Source organism: Caulobacter sp. Root343 (assembly GCF_001425745.1).
Taxonomy (GTDB): Bacteria; Pseudomonadota; Alphaproteobacteria; order Caulobacterales; family Caulobacteraceae; genus Caulobacter.
Genome location: NZ_LMDF01000006.1, coordinates 1,087,267 through 1,100,794, shown reverse-complemented (window position 1 = coordinate 1,100,794; position 13,528 = coordinate 1,087,267). Strand labels below are relative to the sequence as shown.

The following is a 13,528-nucleotide window of genomic DNA, read 5'->3' as shown; positions in this document are numbered from 1 at the left end:
TCACGTTCCTTCAGCCACAGACTTGAGCTGGAGGAACGCCCATGACCTACACCGATCCAAACGTCCCGCCTCCCCAGACGCCGCCGCCGGAACGTCGCGTCGAAGTCCGCGAAAGCGGTTCCGGCAACGCCGGCTGGCTGATCGCCGGCATGATCGCCATCGTCGCGGTGATCGCCGTCGGCTTCCTGATGATGCGTCCCAGCAGCAACGATCCAAATCAACTGCAGCAGGCCCAGGAGCAGGGTCGCCAGGCTGGTCTGGTCGAAGGCGCCCAGGGCGCGGCTCAGACCGCCCAGGCCGCCGCCGAGAACGCCGCCCGCGACGCCCGCTCGACCGCTGACCAGGCCCGCCGTGACACCGAGCAAGCCGCCGCCAACGCCGCCCAGGCGAGCCGCGACGCCGCCGACCGGGCCACGACCAGCTCCAACGACCAGGCCGCCTCCCCCGACAACCCGCCGGCGCAGCCGCAGCAGTAAGCGCTAGAAAGTTCGGGGCCTTTCCAGGGCCGGGTCGGCGGATTACATCGAGGCATGCGCCAGACCTTCGATGAATCCACCGACCCGTCCTTTGGTCCCAAGCACGTCCCGCTGATCCGCGCGGCCATGGCCGCCCAGGGGCTGGACGGCTTCCTCGTGCCGCACGAGGACGAGCACCAGAACGAATACCTGCCCGCCGCCAATGATCGCCTGGCCTGGGCCAGCGGCTTCACCGGCTCGGCCGGGGCGGGCGTGATCCTCAAGGACCGCGCCGCCGTGTTCGTCGACGGCCGCTACACGCTGCAGGTTCGCGAGCAGGTCGACCAGGGCGTGTTCGAGATCCGCGACCTCGTGGAAGGCGGCGTGCCCGCCTATCTGGAGACCGCCGAGCCGGGCGCGGTGATCGGCTACGACGCCCGCCTGCACAGCCCCTCGGCTCTCGAAGGCCTGAAGGCCGCCGCCAGCCGGGCCGGCGCGGTGCTGAAGCCGGTCGCCGCCAACCCGGTCGACCAAGCCTGGGGCGAGGCCCGCCCCGCCCAGCCGATGGCGCCGATCGTGCCGCATCCCGTCGACTATGCCGGCGAGGAGTCGAGCGCCAAGCGCGCGCGGGTCGGCGCCGCGGTCGCCGCAGTCGGCGCGGACGCGGCCGTGATCACCGCCCCGGCCTCGATCGCCTGGCTGTTCAACATCCGCGGCGGCGACGTGATCCGCTCGCCCCTGCCGCTGTCGCAGGCCATCCTCAACGCCGACGGCACGGCGCGGCTGTTCATCGAGCCCGCCAAGCTCACCACCGACCTGCCGGCGTGGTTGGGCAACCAAGTCTCGCTAGAGACGCCGGACAAGCTGGAGGAAGCCCTGGGCGACCTTTCCGGCAAGGCCGTGGTCGTCGATCCCGGTCAGTCCTCGGCCTGGTACTTCGACACCCTGGCCGCCGCCGGGGCCAAGGTGGTGCGGGCGATGGATCCCTGCACCCTGCCCCGCGCCTGCAAGAACCCCGTCGAGCTGGACGGCACGCGCGAGGCGCATCGTCGTGACGGCGCGGCCCTGACCCGCTTCCTGCACTGGCTGGCCACCGAGGGTCAGGTCAGCCCACCGGACGAGAAGGAGGCGGTCGCCAAGCTGGAGGCCTTCCGCGAAGCCACGGGCGTGCTGAAGGACCTGTCGTTCGACACCATCGGCGCGGCCAACGGCCACGGCGCCCTGCCCCACTACCGCCCGACCGAGCGCAGCAACGAACGCGCGCGGATGGGCTCGCTGCTCCTGGTCGACAGCGGCGGCCAGTATCTGGACGGCACCACCGACGTCACCCGCACGGTGGCGATCGGCGAGCCGAGCGCCGAGATGATCCAGCGCAACACCCTGGTGCTGAAAGGCCATCTGGCCATCGCCCGCCTGCGCTTCCCGTCCGGCACCACCGGCTCGGCCATCGACGCCCTGGCGCGGATGGCGCTGTGGGCCCACGGCCTGGACTACGATCACGGCACCGGCCACGGCGTCGGCGTCTATCTGGGCGTGCACGAGGGCCCGCAGCGGATCTCCAAGGCCCCCAACACCATCGCCCTGCAGCCCGGCATGATCGTCTCGAACGAGCCCGGCTACTACAAGGACGGCGAATACGGCATCCGGATCGAGAACCTGGAAGTGGTCATGCCGGCCGAGCCCGTGCCCGGCGGCGACCGCCCGATGCACCGCTTCGAGGCCCTGACCCTGGCCCCGATCGACCGCCGCCTGATCGACAAGGCGATGCTGACGGCCGAGGAGGTGGCGCAGGTCGACGCCTACCACGCCCGGGTGCTGCGCGAGATCGGGCCGCGGGTCGAGGCGGATGTCAGGGCTTGGATGGAAGAGGTCTGCGCGCCGCTTTAGAGGTCACTTGCCCCCACCTGACCGCTTCGCGGTCGTCCGCCCCCGGTGGGGGCGGAAGGGAAACGCGTCCTTCTTCCCCCTCCGGGGGAGGAGGGCCGAAGGCCCGGAGGGGGCGAGTAGCAACCCTATTTGATCCGGTTCCACACCTGCGTCTTGCAGAACGGCGCGACGATGCAGCCCTTCAGCTTCAGCTTGTTGTCGCTGAGCTGTTCGATCGTGCCCGAATAGGTGCCGCCGTCGTCGGGATTGTAGACCTTGCCGCCGGTCCACTTGGTCGGGCCGCCGGAGAAATCGTACAGCATCTGCAGGTTCTTCAGCGTCCGGCCACGCTGGGCTTCGTCCTTGTTCTTGGCGTCCTTGACGGTCGGATCTTCCTTGATGCGGGTCGAAGTCACCAGCTTGCCGCACAGGCTGTTGCCGCAGCGGGCGATCTCGACCTGGCCGCCGTTGGTCGGCGTGGCCCACAGGCCGGTGACGTCGGCGGCGAAGGCCGAGCCCGAGACGGCGGCGAACGCGGCGGCGATCAAGACGGTGCGGATCATCTGTTTCTCCCTAGTGGCGCGGCTGAAACGCGCGTTTGGGTCCCTCGTTGCGCGATCCCTTCAATCAGGACAAGGCCGAAGGCGAAAACGAGGCGGGAATTGCGGTCGCGGCGATCCGCCTCAGCCCGCATAGACCGGGCGACGATACTTCGGCGCGCCGCGCGGCGGCGTGTAGCCGTCGTGATCCAACCGGCCCAAGGTCATGCCCAGCCGTCCCGGCAGCTCACGAATGTGGGCGAGGCTGTTCAGCGACGTGGCCGCCAGGGCGACCTGCCCGCAGGCATAGGCGTCGGCCGCCGCGTCGTGGTGGGCGAAGGTCACGCCCAGATGGCCGCAGACCACATTGAGCTTGTGCGACGGCAGGTCCGGCCAGACCCCGCGCGCCACCTGCACGGTGCAAAGATAGTCGAAGCCCGGCGCCCGCACGTCATAGTGCTCGCAGGTCCGGCGGATGACGCTGACGTCGAACGAGGCATTGTGGGCCAGCACCAACGCGCCCTCCAGTTCGGGCCGCAAGCGCTCCAGCACGTCCGGCCATTCGTCGGCGTCCGCCACATGCTCGGGCCGAATGCCGTGAAACGCCATGTTGAACGAAGCGAAGCGATTGCCGGGCGGACGGATGTAGTGGTGCTCGATCCGCGCCACCTGACCATCCTCGATCCAGGCCAGGCCGATGGAGCACGGACTGGCGCGCTGCTCGTTGGCGGTCTCGAAGTCGAGGGCGATGACTTTCACGCGCCGACCATCGCCAGCCACTCGTCCTCGGTCATCACCTGGACGCCCAGCTCGGTCGCCGTCTTCAGCTTGGAGCCCGCGCCGGGGCCGGCGACCACCAGGTCGGTCTTCTTGGACACCGACGAGGCGACCTTGGCCCCCAGGCTCTCGGCCTGAGCCTTGGCTTCGTCGCGGGTCATCTTCTCCAGCGCGCCGGTGAAGACGATGGTCTTGCCGGCCACGGCGGTGTCGGTCTTGGGCTTGGCGACGGGCTGGATGTCCAGCTCGGCGACGAGATTGGCGACCTTGGCGCGGTTGTGGTCCTCGGCGAAGAACCGCGCCAGCGACTGGGCCGCGACCGGGCCGACCCCGTCAATCGCGGCGAGGTGCAGATAGTCGTCGCCCGGCGCGCCCGAGGCGGCGGCGGCTAGGCCCTCGGCGAAGGCGTCCCAGGTTCCGTAGCGCTGAGCCAGGGCGGCGCGGGCCGGCTTGGTCAGCTTGGGGACCGCGTGGCCGATCTTGATCTCCAGGTCGTCGGTTTGCGGCCAAGGATCGGCCATCGATCCGCCCTTCCCCGCCTCGATCAGGGTGTCCAGCGCCTTGGGCCCGACCCCGGGCGCGGTCGAGAGCTCCAGATAGGTCTCGCCCGGCAAACCTGCTGCGGCGGCTTCGGCGGCGGCTTGCAGGTCCTCGAAGCGGTCGAAGTTGCGGGCCAGCACGGTCGAGGTGGTCTCGCCGATGTCGCGCGCGCCCAGGCCGTAGATCATCCGGTCCATGCCGATCGTGCGGCGAGCCTCGATGCCCTTGACCAGGTTGGCCACCGAGGTCTCGCCATAGCCGTCGCGCTCGCGCAGGGCCGTCAGCTTCTCCTCGTCCTTGGCCAGCTTGAAGATGTCGGCCGGCTCTGTGATCCAGCCCTCCTCGAAGAAGGCCTGCAGCTGCTTCTCGCCCAGGCCTTCGATGTCGAAGGCGCGGCGCGACACGAAGTGGCGCAGGTGCTCGACCCGCTGGAACGGACAGGCGAACTCGCCGGTGCAGCGGCGCACCACCGACTCCTGGCCCGAGGCCGTGACCTCGCGGGCCAATTCCGTTTTCAGCGGGCATTCGCAGAGGTGGGGGAATTCGTAGACGGGAGGTTCCGGGTCGGGACGAGCCGCGAGGTCGACTTCGACGATCTGAGGAATCACGTCGCCAGCGCGTTGCAAGACGACGGTGTCGCCGATGCGGACATCCAGTCGAGCGATCTCATCGCCATTGTGCAGCGTGGCGTTGGTCACCGAAACGCCGCCGACCGTGACAGGCTTCAGGCGGGCGACCGGCGTGTGAGCGCCAGTCCGGCCAACCTGAATCTCGATGGCCTCCAGGACGGTGCGGGCCCGCTGGGCGGGGAACTTGCGGGCTATGGCCCAGCGCGGCGAGCGCGAGACGAAGCCCAGCCGCCGTTGCTGCTCCAGGTCGTCGACCTTGTAGACGACGCCGTCGATGTCGAAGTCGAGCGTCGGCCGCAGGGTCTCGAACTCGGCATAGACATCGAGCAGCCCCTGCGCGTTCTCGACGCGCCGGGCCGGCGGGGCCGTGGTTACGAAGCCCCATTCCTCCAGCTTGGCCAAGGCGCCCCACTGGCTGTCGGCGAACGGCCCCGAGACCAGGCCCCAGGCATAGCCGAAGAACCGCAGCGGCCGCTGGGCGCTGATCTTCGGGTCGATCTGGCGCAGCGAGCCGGCGGCGAAGTTGCGGGGATTGGCGTAGGTGCGCTGGCCGGCCTCGAGCGCGGCGGCGTTGAAGGCGGCGAAGGCGGCGAGCTCGACATAGACCTCGCCGCGCACCTCGATCACGTCGGGCCAGCCCGAGCCCTTTAGACGATGGGGGATGTCGGCGATGGTGCGCAGGTTGGCCGTGACGTCCTCGCCCACCCGGCCGTCGCCGCGCGTCGCGCCCTGGACCAGCACGCCCTTCTCATAGCGCAGCGAGGCCGACAGGCCGTCGATCTTGGGCTCGGCGGTGTAGGCCACGGTGTCGGACGGCGACAGCCGCAGGAACCGCCGGATCCGCGCGTCGAACTCGGTCGCCTCGTCGTTGGAGAAGGCGTTGTCGAGGCTGAGCATCGGCACGCCGTGCTCGACCGGCGCGAATTGCTCTGCCCGCGCGGCGCCCACGCGCATCGACGGGGAGTTCTCGCGCACCAGGTGTGGGAAGCGGGTCTCGATGTCCAGGTTGCGGCGCTTCAGCGCGTCGTACTCGCCGTCGCTGATCGTGGGCGCGTCCTGCTGGTGATAGGCCAGGTCGTGGGCGGTCAGGTCGTCGGCGAGACGTTCCAGCTCCTCCACGGCCTGGGCTTCGGTGAGATCGGCGACGGGGATCTGAGACACAGGCGGCGAATCCGAAGGCGGCGACAAGTCGGCACGTTAGCAACGTGGCCCCAGCGGGACGAGGGCCCGCGAACCATCGCGAAACAACGTTTCGTGGCCCAGCACTTGCGACCGGTGGCTCGAAGGAGTCCACGATGTTCAAAGCCGGCACAGTCCCTGCCCTCCCCGTCCTGTCGCGAGACGGACCGCTGGACGCCCTGCGCTTCCTGGCGGCGCTGTTCATCGTGCTCTATCACGTGGCCGAGCGGGCCCCGGTGTCGCTGTTCAGCCTGTCGCCGGCCTTCGGGCGCGGCTATCTGGCGACCGACTTCTTCTTGATGCTGTCCGGCTATGTGCTGGCGCGCACCTACGGGCCGCGCGTGCTGAGCGCTGATGTCGACACCCTGAGCTTCTTGAAGCGCCGGGTGCAGCGCATCTGGCCGCCGCACTTGGCCATGCTGGCCCTGTTCATCGCCTTTTTCGTGCTGACCAGTGTGGTCGGCCTGGCCCCGCAGAACCCGCAGTGGTTCCAGTGGGACCAGTTGCTGCCGCAGATCTTCCTGGTCCAGGCCTGGTTCGTGCCGGGGACCTCGGGCTGGAACATTCCGACCTGGACCCTGTCGGCCCTGATCGTCGCCTACGCTCTGTTCCCGATGGTCTGGCGCAAGGTCGCCGCCACGAACCGACCGGTGCAGTTGCTGGCCATGGGCCTCTGCGCCTATGTGGCCGTCGATTTCACGGCGCTGATCCTGTTCGGCGTCCATGGCTATCAGCTGCCGCTGCGCTTTGGCCTGATCCGGGGCGTGCCGCTGTTCATGATCGGCCTGCTGGTCGCCCGCCTGCCGGTCACCGACCTGGCCCGCCGCCAGGCCCTTCCGCTGGCCGCCGCGACCTTGGCGATCGTCGTCGGCATCCAGGCGCTGGGCAATTTCGACTACTTCAGCCTGGCCCTGCTGGGTTTCCTGATCTACGCGGCCGGGGCCTCCAAGCCCCGGGCCTGGCGCTGGGCCGGCGCGGCGGGGCGGCTGTCGTTCTCGCTGTTCCTGACCAATTCCCTGACCGCCGCCGTCTGGTTCGGGCTGGTGCGGACGCTCGAGAACAAGTTTGGCCTGCCGGCAGGCGCCGAATGGGCGCTGTGGGCGGCGGCCATTCCGGCGACGATCGTCGTGGCGTGGGTGTTCGAGCGGGTGGTGGATGCGCCGCTGCAGCGGTGGGTCAAGGCGCGTGAGGCGAAGGTGGTCACGCCGTTGACGACGGTGACGGGAACGCCGGTACAGGCTTAACTTCAACTGTCATCCCGGCCGTAGCGAAGCGAAGAGCCGGGACCGCAGCAAGCGCCGGCGCTTCCGGCGGTCCCGGATAGGCGCTTCGCGCCTTCCGGGATGACAAGGTTAACTAAACCATCAGCGCCCGCGCCGCCGCGCGCGCGGCCTCGGTGACCTCCGCGCCCGACAGCATCCGCGCGATCTCTTCCTCGCGCTGGGCCGGAGTCAGCGGCTCGACCTTGGTGCGGGTCGAGGTGTCGTCGCCGGACTTGGAGATCCGCCAGTGGGCGTCGCCGCGGGCGGCGACCTGGGCCGAGTGGGTGACCACCAGCACCTGGGCCCCATAACCGTTTGAGCCATCGGCCAAGCGCTTCAGGCGCAGACCGACCGCGTCGGCCACGGCTCCGCCGACGCCCTGATCGACCTCGTCGAAGATCATCAGCGGCTGCGGACCGCCGCCGCGCGCGGCGAGCGCCGCCTTCAGGGCCAGGGCGAAGCGGGCCAGCTCGCCGCCCGAGGCGATGGCCTCCATCGGGCCGAACGGGGCGCCGGGATTGGTCGAGATCTCGAACGCCACACGGTCCAGGCCGGTCGGGCCGGCGCGATCCTCGGGCAGGGCTTCGACGGCGACCCGGAACCTGGCCTTTTCCAGCTTCAGCGGCGCCAGCTCGGCTTCGACGGCCTTGGCCAGGGCGTCGCCGGCCGCGCGGCGCTCGGCCGACAACGCCTCGGCGGCGTAGAGATAGGCTTCGCGCGCCTCGGCGGCCTCGTGGTCGGCGGCCTTCAGGGCCTCCTCGGAGGTTTCGATGGCTTGCAGGCGGGTGGCGAACTCGGCGCGCTTGGCCGGCAGATCCTCGACCAGGACATTGAGCTTGCGGGCCATGCCGCGCAGGGCGAACAGCCGTTCCTCGGCCTTTTCCAGGCGATCGGGTTCGAACTCGAAGGATTCGGCGACCGCGTCGATGGCGGCGCTGGCTTCCTGGGCTTCGACCAGGGCCCGGTCGACGGCCTCGCAGGCGGCCTGCAGGCGGGTCATGGCCGAACCCTCGGCCGGAGCGCCGGCCTGCAGGGCGCGCTCGCGGGCTCGTTCCAGGGCGCGATAGGCCTGAGCCAGCTTGCCGGAGAAGTCTCCGCCCAAGCAGTCCTGGGCCGAGGCGATGTCGATGATGGCCTTTTCGGCCGAACTCAGCAGGGCCCGTTCCTCGGCCAGGCTGGTCTCCTCGCCTTCGCGGGGATCCAGGCGGTCCAGCTCGGAGAGGCGCAGGGTCAGTTCCTCGGTCTCGGCGGCGGCGCGGCCGGCCAGGTCGCGCAGGCCCTCGGCCTTCTCGCGGGCGGCGCGCCAGCCGCTCCAGGCCGAGGCGACGGCCGAGATCGAGACGCTGCCGAACGCGTCCAGCAGACCCCGATGGGTCTTGGGATCCAGCAGGCCGACGGTCTCGTGCTGGCCGTGGACCTCCAGCAACAGGCCGCCCAGGTCCTTCAGCACCCCGACGCTGGTGGCCTGGTCGTTGACGAAGGCGCGGCTGCGGCCGTCGGGCGACAGTTGGCGGCGCAGGACCAGGTCCTCGTCGCGGCCGTAGTCCAGGCCCTTTTCGTCGAGATAGGCGAAGGCGGGGTGGTCGGCCGGCAGGGCGAAGATGGCGGTGGCCGAGGCGTGGCCGGTCGCCCCTCGGCGCACCAACCCGGCGTCGGCGCGCGCGCCGGTGGCCAGGCCCAGGGCGTCGAGGATGATCGACTTGCCCGCGCCGGTTTCGCCGGTGAGCGCGGTCAGGCCCTCGCCGATGGCGAGGTCCAGGCTCTCGATGAGCACGACGTCACGGATGGAAAGGCCGATCAGCATGATGCGCAAGATCGCCGGGAATCACGCTTTCTCAAAGCGCAAAGGTAGAACGAAACGGGATCAACGTCCGATATTGGCGTCGATCCCTCGTCACTACATGCCCAGGACGCCCATCAGGCCGCCCTTCTTGGACTTCTTCTCGCCGGGAGGCGCCAGGGTGGTGGACTTGTCCTTCGACAGGATCCGATCCAGGGCGTTGCGCTTGGTGCCCGCCTTCAGGGGCTCGACGGCCGGCTTCAGGCCGTTGTCGTTGAGCAGCTTGTAGGCGTCGGCGTACCAGCGATCGCCCGGGAAGTTGTAGCCCAGCACCGCGCCGTTGCGCTTGGCCTCGTCCAGAAGGCCCAGGGTCATGTACGACTCGACCAGGCGGAACAGGGCTTCGGGCGTGTGCGAGGTGGTCTGGTGCTTCTCGATCACCGCCTTGAAGCGGCCGATCGCGGCCAGGGTCTGGCCGTTCTTCAGGTAGTAGCGGCCGATGGCCATTTCCTTGCCGGCCAGCTGGTCGTTGACCATGTCAATCTTCAGGCGGGCGTCCTGGGCGTATTCCGTGGTGGGATAGCGCTGGACGACGTCGCGCAAGGCCGCCAAGGCCTGCTCGGTGGCGGCCTGGTCGCGGTTCACGTCGACGATCTGCTCGAAGTAGCAGATGGCCTTCAGATAGAAGGCGTACTGGGCCGACGGATTGCCGGGATACAGCGAGATGAAGCGGTCGGCGTCGCCGATGGCTTCGTTATAGTTGTTGCCCATGTAGTGGGCGTAGCCGGTCATCAGGATCGAGCGGCGCGACCATTCCGAATAGGGGTGCTGGCGCTCGACCTCGCGGAAATAGTCGACGGCTTCGTTCCAGTTGCCGCGGTCCAGGCGATCGGCGCCGGTGGAATACAGCAGTTCGACGGGACGCTCTTCATAGGCGAGGGAGGGCTTCTTGGACTTGCCGGCGCAGCCCGCCACCGAAACGGCGACGAGCATAGCGGCGATAGTGACGGCCGAACGTCCCGAGAAATTGCGAAGCACGGAGTCTCTCACCCTAGAAGCAAACGTGCGCCCCAGCGCCGTGCAAGGCTTCTACACCACGCCGTCAAAGGCGCAAATGCGAACGCCGAGCCCCGACTCTCGGAGTGCTATCTAAACCGCTTCCGCCAGTTCCGACGCGAGGGCGCGAAGGCGCCAGGCGCGCGGTTGGGCCAGCAACGCTCTAACCACGGCGTTATTGAGGCCGTGACCGGCCAGGACGCCTTCGAAGCGGCCCAGAATCGGCTTGCCCAGCACGTAGAGGTCGCCCACCGCGTCCAGCGCCTTGTGGCGAACGAACTCGTCCGGACGGCGCAGGCCTTCCGGGTTCAGCACGCGGTCGCCGTCGATGACCACGGCGTTCTCCATCGAGCCGCCACGAGCCAGGCCGATGGCGCGCAGGGCCTCGACATCGCGGACGAAGCCGAAGGTGCGGCAGTCCGACAGCTCGGCGCGGAACGATTCTTCGTCGACGGTCAGATCCACGGCCTGGCGGCCGATGACCTTGCAGTCGAAGGCGATCTCGAAGGCGACCTCGAAGCGGTCCGACGGCAGCAGGCTGGCGCGCTTGTCGCCCTCCTCCACCGTGATCGGAGCCAGGATCTCGATGTACTGGCGGACGGCTTCCTGCTTGCGGCGGCCGGCGCGGTCCAGGATCTGGACGAACGGCTCGGACGAGCCGTCCATGATCGGCACTTCCGGGCCGTCCAGTTCGACGACGCAGTTGTCGATCGACAGGGCCGCCAGGGCCGCCATCAGGTGCTCGATGGTCGAGACGCGGACGTCGTCGCCATTGTTGATGACCGTGCCCAGTTGCGTCTGGCACACCGCCGCGGCGGTGACGGGGACGCGATTGGCACGGTCGTGCACGTCGGTCCGCACGAAGACGATCCCCGCGTCGGGGGCCGCCGGACGCACCGCGACGCGCACGTGCGCGCCGGTGTGCAGGCCGATCCCCGCGAAGATCACCGGTCCTGCGACCGTGTGCTGAAAATAACCCGAAGCCGACACCAGAGACCCTTATCGTTGGACGGACGACTCTACGGCCGTCCTATCGCCCCGACTTAAGCATGTAGGAAGGATGCTGCGTCGCGGCAAAGCAAGTCCTGTTTCGGATTGTTACCGGCTAAGCGACTGACTTTATTTCACTTTTATTACGAACGCGCACAAGCCGAAACAGAACGCCGGTCAGCGTTCCGGGCTCGGGAATCTCATCCCCGGTTCCCCTAGGCGGCGGTCGAAAGCGGGACTAGGCTCCGCCACCAAAGGGATAACTGTTTCCGGGAAATTGGGTTTCATGATCAAGAGTTTGCGCCTCGCCGCCTCCGCCGTCGCCCTCACCGTGGCCCTGGCCGGCGCGGCCCACGCCCAAGGCCTCCAAGCCTCCCCGCAGGCCGCCCCACAAAAGCCGCACGTCTTCACCGCCAAGGACATGGCCAGCCTGGACCGCCTCAGCGATCCGCGCGTCTCGCCGGACGGTCGTTACGTTCTCTATTCCGTGCGCACCCTCGACTATCCGGCCAACAAGGCCGCGATGTCGCTATGGGTCGCCGACCTGAAGGCTCGGATAGCCCCGCGCCGGCTGAAGATCTCGGACGGCGGGGCCTCGAGCGGCCGCTGGAGCGCCGACGGCAAGACCATCTACTTCTCGTCCAGCCGCGCGGGCGGGACCGAGCAGGTGTTCCGCACCGACGTCGCCGGCGAGGCCGCGACCCAGGTGACCAAGACCCCGTTCGACGTCCAGGCCTACAAGGTGGCTCCGGACGGCAAGACCATCGTGGTCGCCCTGGCCGTGTTCCCCGACTGCGCCGACTTCGCCTGCACCGAGGCCCGGCTGGCGGCCAAGACGGCGACCAAGGCCACCGGCGTGGTCTATGACCGCCTGTTCGTGCGCCACTGGGACACTTGGAACGACGGAACCAAGAACCACCTGTTCGCCTACACGCTGGACGCCAACGGCGTGGCGGCCGGCCAGCCGATCGACCTGATGAAGGGCTTCGACGGCGACACTCCGACCAAGCCGTATGGCGGCGACGAGGACTTCACGATCTCGCCCGACAGCAAGGCCGTCGCCTTCTCGGCCAAGGTCGCCGGCAAGGACGAGCCCTGGACCACCAACTACGACGTCTGGGGCGGTCCGCTGGACGGGTCGGAGAAGCTCCAGAACCTGACCGCCGCCAACAAGGCCTGGGACACCGCGCCGGTGTTCTCGCCCGACGGCAAATGGGCCGCCTATCGCGCCATGAAGCGTCCGGGCTTCGAGGCCGACCGCTTCGCGATCATCCTGCACGACGAGGCCACCGGCCAGGAGCGCGAGCTGGCCCCGACCTGGGACCGCTCGGCCGACTCGATCGCCTGGAGCCGTGACGGCAAGACCATCTACGCCACCGCCCTGGACGTCGGCCAAGGCAAGCTGTTCGCCATCGACGTGAAGAGCGGCAAGGTCACCGCCCTGACCGGCGAGGGCCATGTCACCGCCTTCGACGTCGGCCCGACCGGCGTCGTCTACGCCTCCGACTCGCTGAAGAGCCCGGCCGAGCTCTACGTGACCGCGCCCAAGGGCCCGCCGATCAAGGTCGCCAGCGTCAGCGGCGAAGCCCTGAAGGACGTCGCCTGGGGCGAGCCCGAGCAGTTCGCCTTCAAGGGCTGGAACGACGAAGAGGTGCACGGCTTCGTCGTGAAGCCGGCCAATTTCGATCCAGCGAAGAAATATCCCGTGGCCTTCCTGATCCATGGCGGTCCGCAAGGCTCGTTCAGCAACAGCTGGAGCTATCGCTGGAACCCGCAGATCTACGCCAATGCCGGCTATGCCGTGGTGATGGTCGATTTCCACGGCTCGACCGGCTACGGCCAGGCCTTCACCGACGCGATCAGCCAGCACTGGGGCGACCGCCCGCTGGAGGACCTGCAGAAGGGCTGGGCCGCCGCGCTCGGCAAGTACGCGTTCCTGGACGGCGACCGCGCCTGCGCGCTGGGCGCCTCGTACGGCGGCTACATGATCAACTGGATCGCCGGGAACTGGAACGAGCCCTGGAAGTGCCTGGTCGATCACGACGGCGTCTTCGACACCCGCTCGATGGGCTATGTCACCGAGGAGCTGTGGTTCACCGAGTGGGAGAACGGCGGGACGCCCTGGCAGCCGAACACCACCTACGACAAGTTCAACCCGGTCGATCATGTAGGAAGCTGGACCAAGCCGCAGCTGGTCGTGCAGGGCCAGCTGGATTACCGCATCCCGGTCGAGCAGGGCCTGTCGGCCTTCACCGCCCTGCAGCGCAAGGGCGTGCCCAGCAAGCTGCTGTACTTCCCCAACGAGAACCACTGGGTGCTGAAGGCCCAGAACTCGGTGCAGTGGCACAAGGAAGTGCTGGACTGGCTGGACCAGTGGACGGGGAATACGCGGCCGGGGCGTTAAACTGCACCCGGTCCATCTCCTAGACCGACCTCCCCGGCGAAAGCCGGGGCC

10 protein-coding genes are annotated in these 13,528 nt (G+C 68.7%); 4 read left to right on the top strand and 6 right to left on the bottom strand.

Annotation, left to right across the window (positions count from 1 at the left end; translation table 11 throughout):
• Positions 1-41 precede the first annotated feature (41 nt).
• Complete coding sequence (locus ASC70_RS12535) at positions 42-476, top strand: hypothetical protein (protein ID WP_056050469.1); 435 nt, start codon at positions 42-44, stop codon at positions 474-476.
• 54 nt (positions 477-530) lie between these two features.
• Positions 531-2,342: an aminopeptidase P family protein gene (locus ASC70_RS12530; protein WP_056050467.1), complete on the top strand. Its 1,812-nt coding sequence runs from the start codon at positions 531-533 to the stop codon at positions 2,340-2,342.
• A gap of 125 nt (positions 2,343-2,467) precedes the next feature.
• Here the strand turns inward: ASC70_RS12530 and ASC70_RS12525 are convergent, their stop codons facing one another.
• The 3 genes from ASC70_RS12525 to ligA form a co-directional block, all read right to left on the bottom strand.
• A complete protein-coding gene (locus tag ASC70_RS12525; protein WP_056050465.1) occupies positions 2,468-2,884 on the bottom strand; it encodes a DUF2147 domain-containing protein in 417 nt (138 codons plus the stop codon).
• 120 nt (positions 2,885-3,004) lie between these two features.
• Positions 3,005-3,640 carry a 3'-5' exonuclease gene (locus tag ASC70_RS12520; RefSeq protein WP_162247212.1) on the bottom strand — a complete coding sequence of 212 codons (636 nt, stop codon included), beginning with the start codon at positions 3,638-3,640 and terminating at the stop codon, positions 3,005-3,007.
• Entirely contained in the window at positions 3,616-5,967 is a 2,352-nt protein-coding gene (gene ligA, locus ASC70_RS12515) for an NAD-dependent DNA ligase LigA (RefSeq protein WP_056050463.1), read from the bottom strand. The genes ASC70_RS12520 and ligA overlap by 25 nt, the downstream gene beginning before the upstream one ends.
• Before the next feature lie 134 nt (positions 5,968-6,101).
• Between ligA and ASC70_RS12510 the strand changes: the two genes are divergently transcribed.
• Positions 6,102-7,229, top strand: coding sequence for an acyltransferase (locus tag ASC70_RS12510; RefSeq protein ID WP_056050461.1), 1,128 nt, complete (start codon positions 6,102-6,104; stop codon positions 7,227-7,229).
• 112 nt (positions 7,230-7,341) lie between these two features.
• On the opposite strand, the gene recN is transcribed toward ASC70_RS12510, so the two are convergent.
• From recN to lpxC, 3 genes are all read right to left on the bottom strand, one after another.
• Positions 7,342-9,051: a DNA repair protein RecN gene (recN, locus tag ASC70_RS12505; RefSeq protein WP_056050459.1), complete on the bottom strand. Its 1,710-nt coding sequence runs from the start codon at positions 9,049-9,051 to the stop codon at positions 7,342-7,344.
• Between the two features lie 93 nt (positions 9,052-9,144).
• Positions 9,145-10,077: an outer membrane protein assembly factor BamD gene (locus ASC70_RS12500; protein ID WP_162247211.1), complete on the bottom strand. Its 933-nt coding sequence runs from the start codon at positions 10,075-10,077 to the stop codon at positions 9,145-9,147.
• A gap of 99 nt (positions 10,078-10,176) precedes the next feature.
• Positions 10,177-11,073 carry a UDP-3-O-acyl-N-acetylglucosamine deacetylase gene (gene lpxC / locus ASC70_RS12495; protein WP_056050455.1) on the bottom strand — a complete coding sequence of 299 codons (897 nt, stop codon included), beginning with the start codon at positions 11,071-11,073 and terminating at the stop codon, positions 10,177-10,179.
• A gap of 286 nt (positions 11,074-11,359) precedes the next feature.
• Here lpxC and ASC70_RS12490 point away from each other — a divergent pair, with 286 nt between their 5' ends.
• On the top strand, positions 11,360-13,477 hold the full coding sequence (locus ASC70_RS12490; protein WP_056050453.1) for a S9 family peptidase: 2,118 nt from the start codon (positions 11,360-11,362) through the stop codon (positions 13,475-13,477).
• The last annotated feature ends 51 nt before the right edge of the window (positions 13,478-13,528 follow it).